The sequence below is a fragment of the Treponema berlinense genome (assembly GCF_052273165.1).
In the GTDB taxonomy this organism is placed as follows: domain Bacteria; phylum Spirochaetota; class Spirochaetia; order Treponematales; family Treponemataceae; genus Treponema_D; species Treponema_D berlinense_A.
Genome location: NZ_DAVZIU010000030.1, coordinates 1 through 21,445, shown reverse-complemented (window position 1 = coordinate 21,445; position 21,445 = coordinate 1). Strand labels below are relative to the sequence as shown.

The window sequence follows — 21,445 nt, the reverse complement described above, 5'->3', positions numbered from 1 at the left end:
GCCAATTGAAGCAAAATGACGAGAGGATTTTGCAGAAAATTTGAATAGTTAAAACTCTCGTTCGGGCTTAAATCGGAAAATCCCATGTGGCGACTTATTGCTTCGAGAACTGGACGTTTGTGAATGTATTCTGGAAGGCATTCAAGAAGCATGAGTGCGGATTCGTTTCCGTGACCGAGGTTTCGGTTTTCGCTTTTTACTTTAAAATATGGCTCGTAAACCCAGTTTCCCTGATAGTTTTTTGTTTTTTTGTGTTCGACTGAATAAAATCCCGCTTTGCAAAAATCGTGAGAAAGAGCGGCAATAAAAATATCTGCTACTGAAAAATTATAAGACTCTGCGCGTTTTGTCTGGATAAAATTTGAAAAAATCATTGGCGCAAAAACAAGGCTCTGGTAGATTACAGTAAGAGAATGCGCCGCAAGTCCTCCAGCAATGTTTGCATGGTATTTTGCACTTGCAGGACTTGTAAAAAATTCATGTTTTTCCATCCAGGCTGTAAGACTATCTATTTTTTCTTTTGGAAGCAGGGCCGTTGCCATTTCGAGGATTGTATCTTTGACTTTTTGACTGTCAAATGTTCCGTCTTTTAAGATTGGAGCATTTTTTGTAAAAATCTGCACAATATTTTGTGTCTGGGTTTGTAATTCAATTAAATCGTTTTCATTCATAAAAAGATTATAAAATTAAAATCGTGGTCTGAAAAGAAGGTTTTTTATACATCAGTTTGTTTTATTATGTAAAGCACAAAATGGTTTTTAGAAACGTAAAACTTTAAGGATCGCAAGATAAAGAAAATATTTATATTGAATAAATATGCAGAACTTTGTATGATAATTGCATATTTATTCGTGATATTGGAGCTTTTTTATGGAGAAATTTTCTTTTGTTGAAGGCGGAGTTGCCGCTGCCGAAGGTTTTAAAGCCAGCGGAGTTTTAAATAAAATCAAGGAAAGCCGCACGACTTACGACACTGCCCTTATTTTTAGCGACTGTGTGTGCAATGCTGCCGGCGTTTTTACACAAAACCGAGTAAAGGCTGAATGTGTTAAATTTACAAAAAAACAGATTGCCGACGGAAAAGCTCAGGCAGTAATTATGAATTCTGGAAACGCAAATGCCTGCACTGGAGAGCAGGGCTATAAAAATGCAGAAAAAGAGGCTCTTGCTGTTGCTGAAAAACTTGGCATTCAAAAAGAAAATGTGCTTGTCTGTTCAACTGGCGTAATCGGTCAGCAGTTGCCTGTTCAAAAAATATTGGACGGTCTCGACAAAAGCGTTTCGCTTTTGAGCAAAACAGGAAATGTCGAAGCTCGTCAGGCTATTATGACGACAGACACAAAATACAAGGAAGTTGCGCTAAAAGTTAAAATCGGCGGAAAAACTGTGACTATGGGAACAATGGCAAAAGGTTCGGGAATGATTCACATCAACCTAGGAACAATGCTTTCTGTTGTTACGACTGACTGTTCAATTAGTGCGGCTATGCTCGAAAAAGCGCTCAAACTTTCTGTTGCAGGAACTTACAACTGCGTTTCGATTGACGGTGACACCTCTACAAACGACACCCTTTTAATTCTTGCAAACGGAAAAGCTGGCAATGCGGAAATTACGGAAGAAGGAGAAGATTTTGACACCTTCCTTGAAGCCTTGAACACTTTGAATACTCAAATGGCAAAAAAAATTGCTGCCGACGGCGAAGGAGCTTCAAGACTTGTAACTTGCAACGTGACTGGAGCCGACACTGTCGAAAATGCGCGCGGACTTGCAAAATCCGTAATCTGTTCAAACCTCGTAAAGGCCGCTTTTTTTGGTGCGGACGCAAACTGGGGTCGTATTCTTGATGCAATGGGCTATTCTGGATTCAATTTTACTCCAGAAAAGACAAGTGTTTCTTTTTTGAGCAGAAAAGCTTCAAAAAGATATTTTGAAGCTGGAAAACAAAATGGTGGCGAAGAAAGTTCAATCAAAGTTTTTGACCATGGAGTTCCTCTTGATTTTGATGAAGATTTGGCAAAAAAAATCTTGACTGAAGAAGCCGTGGAAATTCTTGTTGAACTTGAAGACGGCAATGCTTGCGGAACAGCCTGGGGATGCGATTTGACTTACGATTATGTAAAAATCAACGGAGATTATCGCACTTAAGTTCCGTTTTTTTGAAAAATAAAAACTAAAACGAGAAATTTCTGGAGATAAAAAATGGATGAAGAGAATTTTATAGAAAATCCGCGGCTTGACAATGCTCACTGGAGCGATGTTCTTGTTCAGGCTTTGCCGTATTTTAGACATTGGGTTGGAAAAACTGTCGTTGTAAAATACGGCGGAAACGCCATGCTCAACGAAGAGTTAAAAACCGCTGTAATGAAAGATATTGTGATTTTAAATACAATCGGAATTAAGGTTGTACTTGTTCACGGTGGCGGTCCTGAAATTAACCATATGCTTGAGCGCGTCGGAAAAGAATCAAAGTTCATTAACGGCCTGCGATATACGGATTCAGAAACCATGGAAATTGTTCAGATGGTTTTGACAGGGAAATTAAATAAAGACATCTGCGGAATTTTGCTACAGGAAGGCGGAAAAGCTGTTGGGCTTTCTGGCGTTGACTCTGGACTTTTGCGTGCCAAAAAAATTGACAAAAACGGCGTTGACCTTGGATTTGTCGGCGAAGTAACGGAAGTTCACCCTCAGATAATACAGTCGCTTTTAGATGAAGGTTTTATCCCTGTAGTTTCCACAGTTGCGCTCGGCGAGACTGGAGACCTGAACCGCTACAACATAAATGCTGACACAGCCGCCGCAAAAATTGCAGTTGCCCTTAAGGCGGAAAAATTTGTCCAGTTGACAAATGTTCCCGGCGTTTTAAAAGACATAGATAATCCTCGCTCGCTTATTCCTCGCATTCATATTGAAGATGTTCAGGGATTTATCGACGACGGAACAATTGCTGGAGGAATGATTCCAAAAATTGAATGTTGTATGCTCGCTCGCCGTGGCGGAGTTCCGAGAACTCATATTATTGACGGCCGTGTTCCTCATTCTCTTTTAATCGAAATGTTCAGTGACCGCGGTATCGGCACAATGATTTACTAAACAAGGAAAAATTTATGGGAAGCAAAATTGTTGTAAATAATTACGGTTCGTTCGACGTAACAATGGCGTACGGAAAAGGTTCAACCTGTTACGATGTAAACGGAAAAAAATACATTGATTTTTTGGCAGGAATTGCAGTCAACTGTCTTGGACACGATTTTAAACCTCTCGTAGACGCAGTTTCAAAGCAGGCTCAAAAGCAGATTCACGTCTGCAATTACTTTACGAGCGATACAGGCGTAGAATTTGCAGAAAAACTCTTAAAAGCTACAGGTTTTGAAGGCGTTTATTTTGGAAATTCTGGTGGCGAAGCAAACGAGGCGGCTTTTAAACTTGCAAGAAAATATGGATTTTTGAACGGAGGCGAAAAAAGACGTATAATTTATACGCTCGAGTCTTCGTTCCACGGACGCACACTGGCAACTTTGACCGCAACTGGTCAGGAAAAATTTCATCCTCCGTATTTTGCTCCTTATGTTCAAGGTTTTAAAACTATAAAGCCTAACGACTGGGAAGCAATCAAAACTTCCTTTGACGACACAACTGCCGCGCTTATGATTGAATGTGTTCAGGGAGAAGGCGGAGTAAATCTTATTGACCCGAAATGGGCAAAAGCCGCCGCAGATGCCGCTCGAAAGGCTGGGGCAATCGTAATGGCGGACGAAGTTCAAACAGGTTTTGGAAGAACAGGCAGTCTTCTTGCAAGCGATGAGCTCGGTTTTGAGCCGGAAGTTGTGAGTTTTGCAAAAGGCGTTGCCGGCGGACTTCCAATGGGCGGAATTTTGTTCCGCGGAAAAGCAAACGGCGTTTTTAAGGCTGGCGATCATCAGTCAACATTTGCCGGAAATCCTCTCGCCTGTGCAGCAGGTCTTGTAGTGCTAAATGAACTTCAAAAGCCAGGATTTTTGGAAAGTGTAAAAGAAAAAGGCGAATATATCCGCAACCAGATAAAAAGCTGGAAAAATAAAAATGTTGGCGAAGTCCGCGGAAAAGGTCTTATGATTGGAGCAGACATTGTCGAAGGACTGAGTGCTGTCGAGGTTGAAAAAAAACTTCTCGAAAACGGACTTTTGACATCGACTGCTGGAAAAAACACCTTAAGGCTTGTTCCTCCGCTAAATATTTCGCAGTCAGAAATCGACGAAGGTCTTGAGATTTTAAAGAAGACCCTCGAAACTTTTTAGTTTTTTATAAATTTGGAGCGCAATTTACGCTCTAACCCGTCGCTCCACGGTTCCGCTTACGCTGCATTCCAAAAAAGAAATGCGGTTTTGACCGCCTCTCTTTTTTGGAACGCTATCGCGCCGTTCCGGCCGGGGCTGGGATTTTTTGTCTGGTGGTTTATAATTCTCCGTTTTTTTTGTATAATTTAAACCAGTTTTAAAATTGGAGAAAATATGAACACCTGCAAAATAAAAATTCTTGCCGAAAAAGGCGTAAAACTTCCTTCTTATCAGACATCAGGCTCTGCTGGAGCAGACATCTGCGCTTTTATTCCAGACGGCTCAAAAATCGTAATCAAACCTATGCAACGATTTATGGTTCCAACTGGAATTAAAATGGCGATTCCGGAAGGCTTTGAAGTTCAAATTCGGCCTCGTTCAGGACTTGCCGCTAAAAACGGAATTACCTGTCTTAATACTCCAGGAACTATCGACAGCGATTATCGTGGCGAAGTAAAAGTAATTTTAATCAATCTTGGAAATGAGGATTTTGAAATTTCTGACGGTGACAGAATTGCACAGATGGTTGTTGCTCCTGTTACTCAGGGCGTTTTTGAAAGCGCTGAGTTTTTGGACGAAACAGAACGCGGAAGCGGTGGCTTTGGTCATACTGGAAAGTAAATTCTTTAATGAAACTCGATAAAATCGAAGCCTTTATAAACCGAACCGTGGATTTTTTTCGGAAAGGCTGGAGTCAGTTTAAAAATAAAATTTCCTCAAAATTCAACGGCTCAAAAGCAAAAAAAAGCGTTCTGCATCTTGAATCTCTTGGATATTATTATTGGCGGATTGTTTCGAAAAGCCGATTCAGCAGAAAAATTCGCTGGTTTTATAAAAATAAATTCAAGCCTTTTTTGGTGAGTTTTAATCTTCTGAATTCGATCTTTCACCGTGCCGCAATTTTTATGCGTTTTTTGCATTGCTATAAAACGGCAAATTTTCTTGACGAGGCAATGCAGGAAAAATCTGGCATAAATCGTCATGTTTTTTATCGCTATCTTTTAAAAGAGCTTTTTCTTTATTTTTTTGTCGCCTTTCTGTTCTTCTTTTTTATATTTTTTGTAAACCAGATTTTGCTCGTAATTCAAAAAATTCTTGAAAAAAAAGTGCCGCTTTGGGACGTTATGCGCCTTATGACTTACGCTCTTCCTTCGATTATTGCCCAGTCTGCACCTTTTGCAACACTCGTCGGTTTTTTGATGTGCCTTGGAAGGCTTGTTTCCGAAAATGAAATTCTTATTTTTCGTGCTTCTGGTCAAAGCTACAGAACGATTTTAATGCCGGTGATTATTCTTGGAGTTGTAATTTCTCTTGGTTCCTTTTTTGTAAACGACTATCTTTTACCGCTTGGAACAATCAAATACAACCGGTTGTATCGTTCGATTTTGTCTTCAAATCCGTCTGTTGAGCTTGAGCCTAATTCAATAAAAAAAACGGTCGACAAAACTCTTGTAATTGGAAACGTCGTAAATGATCAGGTAAGCGATTTGATTTTTTTTGACACAGGAGCGGATGGACAGCAGCGCATAATCGTTGCGGACGATTCTCTTGTAAAAAAGTCAAAAGATTCTGGAGTGCTTATGACGCTGGAAATGAACAATGCAACTGTTCTTCTGTTTGACAAAAAAAAACGTGGAAATTTTGACGTGCTTTCTTCGCAAAAGATGAATTTAAATGTTTTCGAGTCATCGATTTCGGCAACTTCAAACAGGGTAAGCCCTCGCGAAATGACATCTTACGACTTGCATAAAAAAATAAAGCAGATGGAAGAATCGGAAGATTTTTCTAAAAAAAAGTTGAATTCCTACAAACTTGAATATAATAAAAAATTTTCGTTGCCCTTTGGTTCGGTTTTTTTTGCTTTTTTGGCGCTTCCGCTTGCGCTTCTTTTTGGAAAACACAATGGCCAGACAATTGGACTTATCGTCGGAATCGTAATCTGCGTTTTGTATTGGACAATGATGATTTTGGGACAGATTTTTGGTAACCGTGGCGGTTTAAATGGTTTTGTAGTAATGTGGGCACCGAATCTTGCAATAACGATTGCAGGCGGATTTTTCTATATAAAATTGATTGGCAAATAGAATAAAAACAGGAATTAAAAATGACGCTTGTAAAATATATTTTAAAAAAATTTGTGCCTCTTTTTGTTGGTTCTCTTTGTTTTTTTGCCTTTGTTTTGGTTCTCGTAGATCTTTTTATGAACCTTTGGAATTTTATTTCAAACGGAGTTCCTGCAAAGACTGTTTTTCATATAATGCTTTTGTATTTTCCTAAGTCGCTTTGGTATTCAGCGCCACTTTCGATTCTTTTTGCAGTTTCTTACACTTTGTCGGATTTTTATGCAAATAATGAACTTGTTGCGGTTTTTGCCTCTGGAGTTCCGCTCATAAAATTTACAGCTCCGCTTTTGGTTTTTGCATTTATCTTAAGTTTTGGACTTTTTTATTTTGAAGATAAAGTCGTTGTTCCAACGTTTTCAAAAAAAGTTGAACTTCAGGAAATTGTTTTAAACCGCGAAAAAAGCCTCAATAACGACAAAATTGTCGTCATATCAGATCAGGGAAATGTCGTTTATAAGGCGGATTTTTATGACAACTCGGCAATGCGCCTTTATGCGCTTTACATTGTAATCAGAAACGATGATAAATCTTTAAACTGTATTGTTCGTGCCGATTCCGCACTTTGGATGGAAGATCACTGGAAGCTAAACGGTTCCACAAAATACAAGCTTTCTGACGGAAATTTGGTTTCTTCGGAGGTTGATTCCGCTACTCTTGAACTGCTCACAGAAATTCCAGAAACCTTTAGAAACAACACGACTTCTGTCGAAACCGTAGATACCCGCGAATCAAGGGAATACATTGCCCATTTAAAAAGAGTAGGACTTCCTTATAACGAGCCTTTGAGCGTCTATTACAAAAAATATGCTTTTCCATTCATTCTTTTTATTGTAGTATTTTTGTCGATTGGTTTGAGCGGAAAAACAAGAAAAAATGTAATGCTCATAAGTCTTGCTAGTTGCATTTCTGCGGCGGTAATCTACTACGTTTTTCAGATGGTTACAATGCTTATGGCAAAATTTGGAGTTCTTTCTCCGTTTCTTGGAGCCTGGCTGCCAGTTTTTCTGTTTGTCGTTGTAAGTCTGGTTCTTCTAAAATATGCCAGAACGTAGAAAAAAGTTGATTTTTTAAGGATAAAATGATGATGAATATTTTTGACATTAAACACGAGTCTTCTGACGGAAAATCACGTACTGGAACTTTGCACCTGCCACACGGCGATGTTCAGACTCCGGTCTTTATGCCTGTTGGAACAAATGCGACTGTAAAGGCTCTTACAAAAGATGATTTGGATGAAATCGGTTTTGAAATCATTCTCGCAAATACTTATCATCTTTATCTAAGGCCTGGAAGCGATGTAATCGAGGAAGCTGGCGGTTTGCATGGATTTTCCGGCTGGAAAAAAAATTTTCTTACAGATTCTGGTGGTTTTCAGGTGTGGAGTCTTTCAAAACTGCGCAAAATAACGGAAGAAGGAGCAATGTTTGCTTCTAATATTGACGGAAGTCGGCATCTTTTTACTCCAGAAAAAATTGTAGACGTTCAGGCTCAGTTCAATTCGGATATTCAAATGCAACTTGATGTTTGTTCTGGCTGGGGAATCGATAAAAAAGAAGCCCTTCATTCGCTCGAAATTACAGAAAACTGGTTAAAACGCGCAAAATCTGAATGGTTAAAAAAACAGGATGAAGGATATAAAGGAATTCTTCTGCCAATTGTTCAGGGAAACTTTTTTGAAGATTTAAGAATCCGTTCCGCAGAATTTGTAACTTCGATGGAAATGCCAGCAATTGCAATCGGCGGTTTGAGTGTAGGCGAGCCTGCGGAAGTTTTTGCCTCGATGCTGGATTTTACGGTTAATCATCTTCCAAAGGAAAAGGCAAAATACGTTATGGGAATCGGAACTCCAGACTACATTTTGGACGCCGTTCACAGCGGAATTGATATGTTTGACTGCGTTTTGCCTACGCGAAATGCGCGCAACGGTTCATATTTTACTCATGACGGAAAACTTTCGATTAAACAGGAGCGTTTTATTCACGATTTTGGTCCTGTTGACAGTGAATGTAATTGTAAAGTCTGTCGCAATTATTCAAGAAGTTATCTTCGTCATCTTTTTAAGGAACAAGAAATTTTAAGCAGCATGCTCGCAAGTTACCATAACTTGTATTTTTTGCATAATATGATGAAAGAAATTCGCCTTGCAATCGAAGAAAACCGTTTTGAAGAATACAGAACGAACTTTTTAAAACGGTATCACGCTGGAAATATAAAATAATTTTTACGGAAGTTTTTATGAAAAAAAATATTTTGGTTTTGACGGCATTTTGTTTTCTAAAATTGCAGGTTTTCGGACAAACGGTGGAAGCTATTTCTGATGCTGAAAAAACAGTTCAGTTGCAGAATTTGGCAGAAAATGAAACGTCGCCAAAATCAAGAACACAGACAGAAGATGAAAATTCTCCCAAAAGTGAAACTCAAGAAAACGCACAAGCTTTATCGGAAGAAGAAAATTCTCCAGAAACCGAAAATCAAGAGAACGTACAATCTTTGTCGGAAAGTGAAAATTCTGAAACTCAGACAGAACATGATAATTCTTCTGAAGAAAATTCTGACGTTGATGATGAGGCAGAAGATGTTTCCGTAAAAATTCCAAAAAAACGGCCTCAAAAACAGGATGCGGAAAAAATTGCAGAACTTGACGAGGAATTTCCAGATACAAGAAAAGAAAACGCCGACACCCTAAAATTTGGAATGGAAGATGATATTATCGATCTTCTGAACGATTTTGTTAAAAACGAAGATGTCCGCTTTGTCGATGAAGTTTACGATTTATTTTACGTTACAAAAACCATTGCTGTCCGCGAAAAAATTCTTGAATATTTTACAAAACTCAAAGATCCTTGTCTCGAAAATTTTGCGCTTGAAATTCTTGACGACCCTTATGAACAAAAAAAATCGACCGTAGATACGGTTTTTAAATATATTCAGGCGGTAAAAACAAAAGAAGCACTTCCTGCTGTTCTTAAACTCGTAGAAAGCGAAGATGAAAACTATTTTACGAACGCACTTACGACTCTTGGCGAAATTGGCGGATCAAAAGAGGCTGTTTTTTTGTCAGAATATTTGGAACGCGAAGATTTGTCGCTTGCTCAGCGACAGCAGCTTGTAAAAGTTCTTGGAAAAATCAAAGCTGTAGAAACTTACGATAAACTTGTAGAAATGGCTCAGGACGAAGACGAAAATACTTTTATAAGAATGTATTCGGCTGAAGCAATCGGCTCAATGGAAAAAAAAGAGGCTGTCAAAGTTCTTGTAAAGCTTTATGAAGATACAGACCCAAAACTGCGATGTTCAGTTGTAAAGGGACTTTCCAATTTTAAGGAAAATGACGAAGCAAAAAAAACTGTAATTGAAGCAATCCGTGACTCTTATGTTACGGTTCGGCTCGAAGCTATCGAGGCTTGCAAAAAAAATGATTATAAAGAAGCCGTTCCTTATCTTGTTTACCGGCTTGAAAAAGACAAGGAAGATTCTGTCAAAAAAAAGTGCTATCCTGCAATCGCCTGTCTAAACACAAAAGAAGGGAATGAGTATCTTGTCAAGCTTATTACGGACAAAAAAGTTGCAGATACTCCAAAAAGTCGCGTTGCCACGGCTCTTCTTGAATACAACAATGCTGGCACAGACGAAATTATTGCACTTGCTGGAGAAACTCTAAAAGACGACAGAAGAAAACCGCTCCGATATGCTCTCGGAAAAGAATTTGCAAAATATAAGCGAAACGAATTTTCTTCTATCTGCAAGGATTATCTTGATTCAAAGGACACTGCAACTCAAGGAACAGGACTTGATATTTATTCAAAAGGTCGTTATCCAGACGTTTTGCCTGTTGTAAGGCAGATTATTCTCGACGCAGCAAAAAATCCGCTCAAGAAAAACGCAAATGCCGAAAAAGCAAAAAAAATCTTAGGTTCTTCGGACAGCACTGTAAAAGAAGCTGAAAAAATTTCCGAAGAACAGAAAGAAAAACTTGAAAAAAAGAGCAATCCAAAAGCAAATGCAAAATAAGAGCAAGTTTTTTTCTAAAAAACGTTACTCGTACAGACTGTTCAACATTCTGTAAAGCATGTTCACCTTTTCTTTTTGAACTGCATTTAAAATTTGGCCTGCATCGTCAACAAGATTTTCCAAGGCGGCAAGGCTTTCGTTCAGAGCGGTGACGAATCCACGGCTTACCTTAAACCAGTATGTTCCGCGGCTGTCGCTAAATAGAGTTATAAAACCGAATTCTTTTGTTCGCGATTTTGCCATTGTAAGGTTCAGAACGTATTTTAGATTTTGAATCAAAAGCTCGCCGTCTTTTTCGTCATTTAAAGTGATGTTGAAGTTTTTCGGCCAGGATTTTGCATCTACTGGAGTTAAATTCAAGTTTTTGACAAGTTTTGCAATCAATTCAAATTTTTCACCTGTAAGCGCAAAACCGCCTTTTAGAACGAGTTTTCCGCGAAGATTTGCAAGTGCCGCAAGTTTATTTTTGTCATTTTCTGAAAGAAGGGCTTCTTTGAATTTTTCATAAGGAAGAACAGCTTGTTTTTTGCCTTTAACTTTTTCAAGTGCAAAAAGTTCTCCACCGATTCCAATTGAATTTTCATCGCGTTTTTTCTTTTCGTTTTTGTCAAGTTTTCCGCCAAAATAACTGTCATCGCGTCCAGGTTTTCCTTTTTGTTCTCTGAATGTTGTACCTGTGTATTCAAGGTTTCCAGTCAGTGATTTTCCTTTTGCTCCACGGACTGACATCAGTTTTTTTTCGAGAGTTGGATCGATTTTTGCAAGAAGGGCTTTTGTAAGAGGACTTACGCTCATTGCAAACATTCGGCTTGTTCTTACAATTTCTCCGGCGACAATAAAAAGAGGAGATGTGCGGAACATTCCAGAACCAGGATGAATTGAAATGTGGTCGGTCGTCAATGAACGGTAATTTTCTTTTCCATCGCGCACGCAAACAAACTGAATCATTCCTGCCGAAATACAGCAAAGGTAATTTTCCATCGAGCCTCCGCCAGTTACAGGAATTCCAAGAGCGCTGATTTCTTCTTCGAGTTGGGTTCTGATGCTTGAAATTTCCTTCATCACTTTTTCGTCGAGGTAGTTGTTCTGGCAGAAGCGGGTTTTGTTTTCCATGGACTGATAGCGTCTAAAAAGTTTTACGTAAGAAACAAAGTCGCCCTGAATGTCGCGGAAAGCGTGATGCGCCGCCCGAGCGTCCATTTCTTCTCCAGGAGGAAGAACAAAAGGCGACTGAGTGCTTAAAAATGCTGCTGCAATTACGCTTTCATCAAGCACGTCCGGATAATTCATTATACTTTCGACCAAAATTCTGCTTACTCGCGGTTCAAGTGGAAATTCAACCATGAGTTTTCCGATTGAAGAGAGAGTCCTGTCTGGATTGAGGGCTTTGAGCATGTTGAGGGTTTCGAGTGCGCCGAGAATATTTTCTTTTTCGGGCTTTGAAATAAAGTCAAAATTTTCAAAATCCGTAATTCCAAGTTCACTCATTCTCAAAAGAACTTCGCTCAAGTCGGTGCGAAAAATTTCTTCAGTCGTGTATTCGCTCCGGCTTTCAAAATCAGTTCGCTTGTAAAGCCGGTAGCAGGTTCCTGAACAGGTTCGTCCTGCTCGTCCGCGTCTTTGGTTGCAACTTGCCTTGCTTACCGGAGTTTCGATTAGAGATGATGTATAGGTTTTTGGGTTATAAAAATTCAATTTTGCCAACCCCGAATCTATAACCGTTGTTATTCCATTTATCGTTACAGAAGTCTCTGCAATATTTGTCGAAATTACAACTTTCTTTTTTCCGAATGGGGCGGAGTCAAAGACTTTTTCCTGTTCTTCTTTAGGAAGCCTTCCGTAAAGTGGAACAATGTGGATTTTTGAGCGGAAACTTGAGTTGTAAAGTTTTTGTACGCAGTCTTTTATGATTTTTTCGCCAGGAAGAAAAATCAAAATGTCGCCACTTTCGTGATTGTCCAGAACGCGTCCGATTGTTGATTCAATTTTGCTTAAAATTGCCTGGGCGCCCGATTCTGTGGTAGTTGTCGGTTTTATTGCTGGCGGATCGTAAACCATCGTAACCGGAAAAACCTGGGTTTCAATTGTCACAATCGGACAGTCGTTAAAATATTTTGAAAAAGCCTGCGCATTCATTGTTGCAGAAGAAATAATAACCTTAAAATCCGGTCTGACAGCAAGAATTCGCTTTAAAAGTCCAAGACAAAAGTCAATGTTCAGAGAGCGTTCGTGGGCTTCGTCGATCATGATTACCGAATATTTGCTCATCCACGGATCAAGTTTCATTTCCTGCAGTAAAATTCCATCTGTCATAATCTTGATTTTTGTTGAAGAGTCAGTTTTATCTTCAAAACGCATTTTGTAGCCGACAAGTCCTGGATAAGTCGTCTTTAACTGTTTTGCAATGAATTCGCTTACCGAAAGGGCAGCAATTCTTCGTGGCTGTGTTACAGCAATTACTCCGTTTTGGGAGTAGCCTGCTTCGTGAAGAATTACAGGAATTTGAGTTGTTTTGCCAGAACCTGTTGTGGACTGAACTACAATTACCTGATTTTTTGCAAGCTGGTCTAAAATAAGCTGTTTTTGTTCGTAAACAGGTAGTTTTTTATAATTTATTGCCATAATGAATTTCCTTTTGTGTTTTCGTAAATTTTTTTTCTTGATTCAATATATTTTGCCCAGTAAAAAAGTCCTGAGCGCTTTAGACAGTGAATAAAATCATCATCAACAAGGCGTAGTACAATTTGTCCATCCGGCTGAATATAAGACGTTATAAAGTGCGGTTCAATCTGTCTTATACTGACTTGAGAAGAAGTTTTTTCAAAAGTCATTTTTATAAAAAGTCCGTCACCTGTGTCATCGCGCGCATTTGCGGTTTTTGTAAGCGAAGGCGACGTCCTCTGTCCAGAAATTGTGTTTCCGTTTGCGTACATTATAAACGCTTTTCTTGTTTCTGTTGAAGGCGAATCGCTTTGCGCGCTTTTTTCTGTTTTGTTGTCGGTGATTGTTACTGTTTCAAAAGTTTTGTAGACGTGAGGATGATTTGCCCAGATTACATCAACCTTGCAATCTTCAATCAATTGGCGGAAAAATTTTTTGTGGCTTTCTGTTACGGCTTTTTTGTATTCTTCTTCGTCAGTGTGGACGCTCAAAACAAAAATATCGTGTTCGTTTTGGGATTGGATTTTCTTTAGTTCTTCAATGAGTTGGGAATGTTTTTTTTGGGGGAAATAGTCAATCCACGAAGCGTAATCTGGCCGGTTTAAAATTTCTGTAACGGCCACAAAAAGAATTTTCCAACCGTTTTTTTCAATAATCTGGAAGGTGAGTTTTTGCGAAGGATTTGATTTTATTCCGCAGGCAAAAACATCAGTCTTTTTTTCAAAAAAGTTTCGGGTTGCATTTATTCCGTCAAGATACCAGTCGTTTGTGTGATTGTTTGCAAGCGAAAAAACATTGAATCCAGAATCTATTGCCGCCTGAACGTATTCCGGATGCATGTTGAACTGCGGATAAGTGCTCCATTCGTGCTTGCTGTTTACAGGGGCTTCAATGTTTGCAAAGGCTAGATTGCAGCTTTTTACTAGAGACTTTACATCCTGCCAGATTCTTTCAAATTTCTGAGCCTTAAAATTGATTTCGTGTGCCATAATGTCGCCTGCAAAGAGCAGTGTGATTGAAGATTTTTGAGGTTCTTCTGTTTTGGAAAAATCCGGTTCGTTTTGGTTTATGCTTGAGGTTGAATTGCATGAAAAAAAAGAAAAACTATAAATGAGAAAAAAAACTGAAACGCAGGAGCGCAGAAAATTCATAATTCAATTATAGTTAAAAATCTGCAATAAAACAACTTTGACACAGGGCTGCACTCAGTGTTTTCAGTCAATTTTATGTTTCCTTGAAAAAAATCTTTTATATTTGTAAAATAGTAGAATGTTTGATGTAAAAGATACTGACTTTTTCGATCTTGAAGAAGAAGATTTTGATACGATTCTTGCTTCCGATATTACTTTTAGCGGAAAAATAAAATTTACAAAGCCTTTTATGATTCGTGGAAGCGTAAACGGTTCAATCGAGGCAACAAGCGATCTCGTAGTTGATTCGAATGCAGTTGTAAATGCAGAAATTTCAGCAAGCCGTGTTCTTGTTCGAGGAAAGGTTGAAGGCAATATCAACGGTCAGGATTTGATTTTTGTTTCTTCGACAGGCTCTGTAAATGGAGATATTTCTGCAAAGCAGGTTGTTCTTGAACCTGGTTCGCATTTTTCTGGCAAATGTACAATGCAAGGATAAAATAATGAAAAAATCAGTTTTAACTTTAATAATAATTTCTCTTTTTTCGATTCAGTCGTTTGCGCAGCAGAGGGCAGATGCTCTTGTTCTTTACCGCAACGGAAAGTATGCAGAAGCAATAAAAATCTGCGAACAGGAAATCGTGGAAGATCCGCAGAATATTGATTCGTATTGTGTGCTTTGCTGGAGTCTTGTTCGCAACAGACAGTATGCAGAAGCGGAACAACGTTCGGCAGAAGCCCGGAAAATCAATTCAACCGATGTGCGCTTGATTGAAATTCAGGCTGAGGCAAAATTCTATCTCGGAAAAAATACTGCTGCGCTTGATCTTTTTCAGTATTATTTGGCAAATGTTCCTGCAAACGGAAGTCGTATTGGCAATGCCTACTATTATATGGGCGAAATTTATATTCGTCAGGCAAAATATCAGCATGCGGATATTTCTTTTTCAATGTCAGTTCATACAGAACCTTTAGTTGATTATTGGTGGACTAGATGTGGTTATGCGCGCGAAATGACTGGAAACTACAATGGGGCGCTTGAAGCCTATAGCAAAGCAATCGAACTCAACGGTTCTAATTCAGACGCAGTCCGTGGTCGTGAACGGGTTATTGCAAAACTTCGCTAAAAATGTCCGAAATAATTCACTTTGAAACACTCGGTTGTAAACTCAATCAGGTCGAAAGCGAAGGTGCGGCAAGCGCATTTAAAAATGCTGGTTTTGAGATTTCAATGTCGCCTTTTTCTGCCGCAACCGCCGAAAATTTGGCCGTAAAACTCTGCGTCGTAAATACTTGTACAGTTACGGCAAAGGCTGAGCAAAAAGCGCGGAGAATAATCCGCCTTCTTCTTTCAAAATGCCCGAAAAGTGCAGTTCTCGTTACTGGTTGCTATGCGCAGAACAGTCGTGACGAAATTCTTGCAATCGGAAAAAAAATCTGCGTCCTGGGCGGACAGTATAAAGGACATCTTGCTGATGTTCCAGAAATTTTAAAACAAAATCCAGAACTTTATGGCGAAGAACTTGCCACTTTTATTCAAAAAAGTTTTGAAACGATTTATAAAACAGCTGGAAAAAATCAAATACAAGAACCGTTCCGCCTTGTTCCTGACGACTTTGAGCATCATTCTCGTTCCTCTTTAAAAATTCAGGACGGATGCAACTGTGTCTGCACTTATTGCGCAATCCGCCTTGCCCGCGGAAAATCTGTAAGTTTGGACGCCGAAGAAGCCATTAGACGAGTTCAAAAACTTGAAGAAAAAGGTCAGAACGAAGTTGTAATTACGACAGTAAACATTTCTCAGTATCGCGGACGTTACAAAGACGGTTTTGTAAATTTTGCAGGTCTTTTTAGGCTTTTTTTGCAGAATACAAAATCAATCCGCTTTAGAATTTCAAGCCTTTACCCAGAAATCGTTGATGAGGAGCTTGCACAAATAATCAGCGATAGAAGAGTTTGCCCGCATTTTCATCTTTCCGTACAGAGCGGAAGCGATTCTGTTTTGGCAAAAATGAAACGTCCTTATAAAATCGAAGCCGTTTATAGAGCTTGCAGTCTCTTAAAAAAAGCAAAGAAAAATCCGTTCCTTGCTTGCGATATTATTGCAGGTTTTCCTGGCGAAACCGATGAAGATTTTGAACTCACTCTAAAAATGCTCTCTGATTGTGGCTTTACTTTTGTCCACGCTTTTCCGTTCAGCGCTCGTCCAAATACAGAAGCGTTTTCTATGCGACCTATGGTTCCCAATTCCATTGCAGGAAAAAGAATCGAAGCCTTGGAAGCTTTTAATAAAAAATCAAAATCAGAGTATATAACTTTCTTTGAAGGGCAGGTGCTTGAAGCTGTTTGCGAAACTGTTCACAGACCAAAAATTTTTGCAGACAGAATCGTAGTCCACGCAGTAACTGGTAATTTTCTTCACTGTAAGCTTGTATTCGGAACGAACGAAAAACTTCCTGAACCAGGTTCTCTGATAAAAGTAAAGATTTTGCGTCCACTCTCAAAAAACGAAATTTCTGGAGAAAGCGATACACTTGCAGTTTTTGAAGAAAATTCCTAGTTTTAAAATTGAAAAGTGATCAAAAAATGCCCGTTTTTTGTTTGGTTTTTGAATTTTTATAGGTTTTATTCAATTTCTTCGAGCGTTTCTAGTTCTTGATTTTTATTTTCTTCGGATTTTTCTTTTGCAGAATTTTCTGCATCATTTTCTTCAGTAGTTTTTTCAGCTTTTTTTTGCTCTTCGTCACCGTCAACGGCAAGAGGAACTTCAATCGTGTAATCCGTGTCGTCCAAATGCAGTTTTATGAGGTTTGCGGTCATTTTTTTCTGGAGTTCTTCGCAAATGTAAGTGCGCACGTAGTTTCTGAAATTTCCTGGGGTATCTGGAGTAAAAATAAGTGCGGCTAAAATTCCTGTAGGAACAACTTTTATCGTATGAATTTTTGCATTCACCTTAAGCTGCTTGTTTCCGAGAACGAGAGTAAGTCCTTGAATTACAGAATTTATTTTTATAAATCCCGCATATTTCATAGGAACAATCAGTCCAACGCCGATAGACGAAATATCGATAAAATTCATTTTGTACATCATATTTCCGCTTATAAAATATGCTTCGGCGGATTTATTGTCGGCGCATTTTAAACGCACAAATTTTCTCATTCCTTTTGCTTTTAAAAGTTCGAGTTTTTGCAAAAGTTGACCCATAATTTCGCCAAAATTTTTATCGAGAGTAAAAGCTCCTGCCGAAAGTTTTAATGCGTTTCCATAAAGAAATTTTCCAGTTCCTTTTGTAGAAAAAACACCAAAATCGCATTTTTCAAATTTCGGATTGTGCTCAAAGCTCGAAATAAAATTAAACCAGACCTGAGGAGAAAAGTGAGTATCTACGTTAAAATAAACTATTGACTGCGGATTTAATTCTAAAAGATTTTTTAACTGGCGTGGTTCATCGATTTTGTAAATTTCGTATTCTTGTTCCATCAACCGTAAAATAATATTTGTGTTAAGGGTGAATGTTGCGCAGACAAAAAAAATCTTGCGTCCGAAAATTTCACTGTTTTCATTTTTAATTTCAGCCATTTCAAAAACCTTGTATTTATTATTGCAGAGATTTTCGATTATTTAAAGGCTGTTTTATTTTATTTATATAATTTATAAATTTCCGAATTCTTTTAGGACGACATTTTATTTATCGCGACCGGCTGCTCTGGGTTCGGTAACCCTCATTGCCGTTTAAGAACGGATTGATTTTTATCAATCCGTTCTTAAACACCAACTAAAGCCCGACGCATCCGGCGTAAGTGCACTGGATAAGTTTAAAAAACTTACGCGTCTTTTTGTTAGATGTTATTTTTTTTCAACTGTTTTTTTAGAAACAAAAATTATTCCTGCAACAGGTGTTTTTGTGTCGGTAGCCACAGTTTTTACGATAACCCAGTCGTCTTTCTGCAAATCTGTAGCCGTTGAGTAAGCTGGAGGGGGAAGTTCAGCTTTTTTATCAGGATTTTCTGTCTGCTGATTAAAAAATCTTTCTGGCGGAATGCAGATTTTTGTAAACGGAGTTAATGCAAACGTTTCGTCTTTTCCGTCAGTGTTTGTAATTGTAATCAGGCTTGCGTCAGAACTTATTTTTTTTATAGTTCCGATAACAGAAACGCACTCGTCATCAAACAGGTTAAAATGAGGTCTTGGCGGAACATCGTTTCTTCTGTGCTGATAAGTGCGTTCTCTTGGCTGCTCATTTTTTTCTTCTTCCCTTGGACTTTTTGCAAAAATACTTGTTCCTGCAAAGACAGAAAGTAGAACCGTTGTCAAAATAATTTTAATGGATTTTTTCATAAAAACACCTCTAAAGAATAAAATTACAAAGTTTCCTATGCAACTTTGTTTATGATCAAACTTTATAATCAAAAACAAATGTAATCTTTAAAATCTGATTAATTTCGGGTAAGAGTTTTCTAAGAAAGCAAAAGTTAGCTTTTTTCAAAAAAAATAAAAAATACTGCTTTTAGATATTGACACTTTTTTTCATAAATCATATAGTAATTAGGCATTCAGCGATTGAGTGAATGGGCTACTAGCTCAGGTGGTAGAGCACCGCCCTTTTAAGGCGGCTGTCGATGGTTCGAGTCCATCGTAGCTCACAAACGGTCATCAGTTCGGTGGCCGTTTTTTTTCAGTTTAGCCGAACGGTTAGACATTCACTGTTGAATGAACGGGCTACTAGCTCAGGTGGTAGAGCACCGCCCTTTTAAGGCGGCTGTCGATGGTTCGAGTCCATCGTAGCTCACAAAACGGTCATCAGTTTGATGACCGTTTTTTTTTATGTTTTGTTTTATCGGAAATAAAAAAATGAAAAGCAATCAGATTGACATGACGACGGGAGCAATTTTTCCCAAGTTAATGAAATTTTCGATTCCGCTTATGCTAAGTTCAATATTGCAGCTTTTTTTTAATGCGGCGGATGTTGTTGTTGTAGGCAGGTTTGCTGGGGATAATTCTCTTGCTGCTGTTGGTTCAACAAGTTCTCTTGTAAATTTTCTTGTAAATACGGTTTTAGGAATTTCTATCGGCTGCAATGTTGTTGCCGCAAATTTTACCGGTTGCGGAGATTCAAAAAAATTAAGTTTGACGGTTCATACTTCGTTTGTTTTGGGGCTTTTGTGCGGAGTTTTTATAAGCGTTGTCGGAGTTTTGTTTAGCCGGCAGATTTTGATTATTATGGACGCTCCAGAAGAAGTTCTTCCTCTTTCTGCGCTTTACCTGCGAATTTATTTCTGCGGAATCTTTCCGAGCGTTGTTTACAATTTTGGTTCCGCTCTTTTACGGGCAAAAGGCGACACAAAACGACCACTCTATATTCTTTTTGTAAGCGGAATTTTAAATGTCGTTTTAAACCTTGTTTTTGTAATAAAGTTTAATCTCGATGTTGCAGGGGTAGCGTGGGCGACTGTAATAAGCCAGACACTCTCTGCCGTATGTGTCTTTTTTATTCTTCTTACAGAAAACGATGATTTTAAGCTGGACTTAAAAAAACTTTGCCTTAACAGCGATATTCTTGCAAAAATTTTAAAAATCGGAGTACCTGCCGGTTTTCAAAGCAGTCTTTTTAGCTTTAGCAATATGGTTATTCAATCTACCGTAAACAGTTTCGGAGCAGTTGCTGTTGCTGGAAGCAGCGCAAGCCAAAGCATTGAAGGTTTTGTTTACATTTCAATGAACAGCATAGCCCAGGGAAGTCTTACTTTTGTAAGTCAAAATGTTGGTGCAAAGAAAATTGACCGCGTAAAGAGAGTTGTTTTGACAAGTCTTTTTTCTGTTTGCATTGTCGGCACTGTTATTGGTGGAATTTGCATTCTTTTTAGCAGACAACTTTTTTCGTTTTTTACGACAAATCCTCTTGTAATAGAAAAGGCTTCGGAACGTTTCCTTGTGATTTGTTCAACTTATTTTACCTGTGGCATAATGGATGTTATGGCTAATAGTCTTCGCGGAATGGGACGAAGCCTTATGCCTGCTGTTATGACTTTGATTTTTGTCTGTGGTAGCCGCCTTATCTATCTTTTTACGGTTTTTAAGCTTCCATGCCTGTATTCTTTTGACAATATATTTTTAAGTTATCCGATAAGCTGGATTATTACGTTTTTAATGCTGCTTTTTTCGTTTATTTTTGTAATTTCTAAGGAAAAATAACAAGACGCGTTAAGGACTGTAGCCCCGGCGCAGCCGTTGTCCGTTGCCTGCGACGGACAATGCAAGGGCGAAAGGCCTGACGGTTGTGAATACAACCGGAACGCCCATAAAATCATTAAGCTCAAAAAACTTTTGTTTTTGTCGTTGAATTTCAATTTTAAAAAAACTATAATCAATAATGAAATGATGTAGTGGTTTGCAGTTGAAAAAATGCTGTAATTCCTGCATAAAATAGAGAAACAGTCTCTTCTAAAAAGGATGAGACGGAATCAAAACAGATTTTTATTTTTTAGGAGAAAATCTATGGTCTACACAGCAGAAGTAGAACATATGTGTCCTTTGGCTAAAGGCGCATATCACGGGCCGGCTCCAATTCCAGAAGAAGGAAAATGGGTTCAGGCAAAAGAAATTAAAGACATTTCTGGTTTTACACACGGTATCGGTTGGTGTGCACCTCAGCAGGGAGCTTGCAAGCTTTCTCTGAACATTAAAGACGGCATTATTGAAGAAGCTTTGGTTGAAACAATCGGCTGTTCCGGCATGACTCACTCGGCTGCTATGGCTTCAGAAATCCTTATCGGAAAAACTCTTCTCGAAGCATTGAACACAGACCTTGTTTGCGATGCTATCAATACTGCTATGCGCGAACTTTTTATGCAGGTTGTTTACGGACGCACTCAGTCGGCTTATTCAAAAGGCGGATTGAAAGTTGGCGCTTCTTTGGAAGACCTCGGAAAGAACCTTCGTTCTCAGGTTGGAACTATGTTTGCAACACGCAAGACTGGTCCTCGCTACCTTGAAATGACAGAAGGTTATGTTGAAACTATGGCTGTTGACAAGGACAATCAGGTTATCGGCTACAACTGTATCAACTTCGGTAAATTGATGGACGCTCTTAAGGCTGGAAAACCTGCCAGCGAAGCTATTGAAGGTGCGCGCACACACTATGGTCGTGTGACAGAAGATCAGGGTATGGTAAAACTTATCGACCCTCGCAAAAACTAATTGTAGG

Annotated in this window: 19 protein-coding genes and 2 tRNA genes; 15 read left to right on the top strand and 6 right to left on the bottom strand. The window is 38.8% G+C overall.

The genetic code is table 11. The features are described from left to right. The coding region (locus ACT6XC_RS08635) for a hypothetical protein (protein WP_443741501.1) at positions 1-671 on the bottom strand (671 nt) is incomplete at its 3' end. A gap of 199 nt (positions 672-870) precedes the next feature. Between ACT6XC_RS08635 and argJ the strand changes: the two genes are divergently transcribed. The 8 genes from argJ to ACT6XC_RS08595 all read left to right on the top strand — a co-directional run bounded on the left by argJ (position 871) and on the right by ACT6XC_RS08595 (position 10,450). After that, positions 871-2,145, top strand: coding sequence for a bifunctional glutamate N-acetyltransferase/amino-acid acetyltransferase ArgJ (gene argJ / locus ACT6XC_RS08630; RefSeq protein WP_443741500.1), 1,275 nt, complete (start codon positions 871-873; stop codon positions 2,143-2,145). A gap of 54 nt (positions 2,146-2,199) precedes the next feature. Next, positions 2,200-3,093, top strand: coding sequence for an acetylglutamate kinase (gene argB / locus ACT6XC_RS08625; protein ID WP_443741499.1), 894 nt, complete (start codon positions 2,200-2,202; stop codon positions 3,091-3,093). 14 nt (positions 3,094-3,107) lie between these two features. Continuing rightward, positions 3,108-4,277 (top strand): acetylornithine/succinylornithine family transaminase, encoded by a 1,170-nt coding sequence (locus ACT6XC_RS08620; protein WP_443741498.1) that lies wholly within the window; start codon positions 3,108-3,110, stop codon positions 4,275-4,277. A gap of 213 nt (positions 4,278-4,490) precedes the next feature. Further along, entirely contained in the window at positions 4,491-4,937 is a 447-nt protein-coding gene (dut, locus tag ACT6XC_RS08615; protein WP_443738296.1) for a dUTP diphosphatase, read from the top strand. An 8-nt stretch (positions 4,938-4,945) separates the two neighbouring features. Further along, on the top strand, positions 4,946-6,400 hold the full coding sequence (locus tag ACT6XC_RS08610; protein ID WP_443741497.1) for an LptF/LptG family permease: 1,455 nt from the start codon (positions 4,946-4,948) through the stop codon (positions 6,398-6,400). Positions 6,401-6,420: 20 nt separating this feature from the next. After that, the gene (locus ACT6XC_RS08605; RefSeq protein ID WP_443741496.1) at positions 6,421-7,491 is read left to right on the top strand and encodes an LptF/LptG family permease; all 1,071 of its coding nucleotides are present in this window, start codon (positions 6,421-6,423) and stop codon (positions 7,489-7,491) included. Positions 7,492-7,520: 29 nt separating this feature from the next. Then, positions 7,521-8,657, top strand: coding sequence for a tRNA guanosine(34) transglycosylase Tgt (gene tgt / locus ACT6XC_RS08600; protein WP_443738301.1), 1,137 nt, complete (start codon positions 7,521-7,523; stop codon positions 8,655-8,657). Between the two features lie 17 nt (positions 8,658-8,674). Next, complete coding sequence (locus tag ACT6XC_RS08595; protein ID WP_443741495.1) at positions 8,675-10,450, top strand: HEAT repeat domain-containing protein; 1,776 nt, start codon at positions 8,675-8,677, stop codon at positions 10,448-10,450. Positions 10,451-10,474: 24 nt separating this feature from the next. Here ACT6XC_RS08595 and ACT6XC_RS08590 read toward each other — a convergent pair whose 3' ends face one another. Both ACT6XC_RS08590 and ACT6XC_RS08585 read right to left on the bottom strand, forming a co-directional pair. Further along, entirely contained in the window at positions 10,475-13,072 is a 2,598-nt protein-coding gene (locus ACT6XC_RS08590) for a helicase-related protein (RefSeq protein WP_443741494.1), read from the bottom strand. Beyond that, on the bottom strand, positions 13,063-14,262 hold the full coding sequence (locus ACT6XC_RS08585; RefSeq protein ID WP_443741493.1) for a CapA family protein: 1,200 nt from the start codon (positions 14,260-14,262) through the stop codon (positions 13,063-13,065). The genes ACT6XC_RS08590 and ACT6XC_RS08585 overlap by 10 nt, the downstream gene beginning before the upstream one ends. Before the next feature lie 118 nt (positions 14,263-14,380). On the opposite strand from ACT6XC_RS08585, the gene ACT6XC_RS08580 reads away from it, so the two are divergent. Genes ACT6XC_RS08580 through mtaB form a run of 3 tightly spaced genes read left to right on the top strand, consistent with a single transcriptional unit; the run spans position 14,381 to position 16,801 of the window. Beyond that, positions 14,381-14,740 carry a bactofilin family protein gene (locus ACT6XC_RS08580; RefSeq protein ID WP_443738290.1) on the top strand — a complete coding sequence of 120 codons (360 nt, stop codon included), beginning with the start codon at positions 14,381-14,383 and terminating at the stop codon, positions 14,738-14,740. Between the two features lie 4 nt (positions 14,741-14,744). Further along, positions 14,745-15,368, top strand: coding sequence for a tetratricopeptide repeat protein (locus ACT6XC_RS08575; RefSeq protein ID WP_443738289.1), 624 nt, complete (start codon positions 14,745-14,747; stop codon positions 15,366-15,368). Between the two features lie 2 nt (positions 15,369-15,370). Next, a complete protein-coding gene (mtaB, locus tag ACT6XC_RS08570; protein WP_443741492.1) occupies positions 15,371-16,801 on the top strand; it encodes a tRNA (N(6)-L-threonylcarbamoyladenosine(37)-C(2))-methylthiotransferase MtaB in 1,431 nt (476 codons plus the stop codon). 65 nt (positions 16,802-16,866) lie between these two features. On the opposite strand, the gene ACT6XC_RS08565 is transcribed toward mtaB, so the two are convergent. After that, complete coding sequence (locus tag ACT6XC_RS08565) at positions 16,867-17,820, bottom strand: hypothetical protein (protein ID WP_443738287.1); 954 nt, start codon at positions 17,818-17,820, stop codon at positions 16,867-16,869. A 267-nt stretch (positions 17,821-18,087) separates the two neighbouring features. Beyond that, a complete protein-coding gene (locus tag ACT6XC_RS08560) occupies positions 18,088-18,579 on the bottom strand; it encodes a hypothetical protein (protein ID WP_443741491.1) in 492 nt (163 codons plus the stop codon). Positions 18,580-18,811: 232 nt separating this feature from the next. Here ACT6XC_RS08560 and ACT6XC_RS08555 point away from each other — a divergent pair. The 3 genes from ACT6XC_RS08555 to ACT6XC_RS08545 all read left to right on the top strand — a co-directional run bounded on the left by ACT6XC_RS08555 (position 18,812) and on the right by ACT6XC_RS08545 (position 20,433). Beyond that, positions 18,812-18,884: transfer RNA gene (locus ACT6XC_RS08555), tRNA-Lys, on the top strand. Positions 18,885-18,957: 73 nt separating this feature from the next. Then, positions 18,958-19,030: transfer RNA gene (locus ACT6XC_RS08550), tRNA-Lys, on the top strand. A gap of 62 nt (positions 19,031-19,092) precedes the next feature. Then, positions 19,093-20,433, top strand: a complete 1,341-nt coding sequence (locus ACT6XC_RS08545) for an MATE family efflux transporter (protein WP_443741490.1) — start codon at positions 19,093-19,095, stop codon at positions 20,431-20,433. A 9-nt stretch (positions 20,434-20,442) separates the two neighbouring features. Here the strand turns inward: ACT6XC_RS08545 and ACT6XC_RS08540 are convergent, their stop codons facing one another. Beyond that, positions 20,443-20,661 carry a hypothetical protein gene (locus ACT6XC_RS08540; protein WP_273066471.1) on the bottom strand — a complete coding sequence of 73 codons (219 nt, stop codon included), beginning with the start codon at positions 20,659-20,661 and terminating at the stop codon, positions 20,443-20,445. Between the two features lie 75 nt (positions 20,662-20,736). Here ACT6XC_RS08540 and ACT6XC_RS08535 point away from each other — a divergent pair, with 75 nt between their 5' ends. Next, the gene (locus ACT6XC_RS08535) at positions 20,737-21,438 is read left to right on the top strand and encodes an iron-sulfur cluster assembly scaffold protein (RefSeq protein WP_443738284.1); all 702 of its coding nucleotides are present in this window, start codon (positions 20,737-20,739) and stop codon (positions 21,436-21,438) included. Positions 21,439-21,445: the final 7 nt, after the last annotated feature.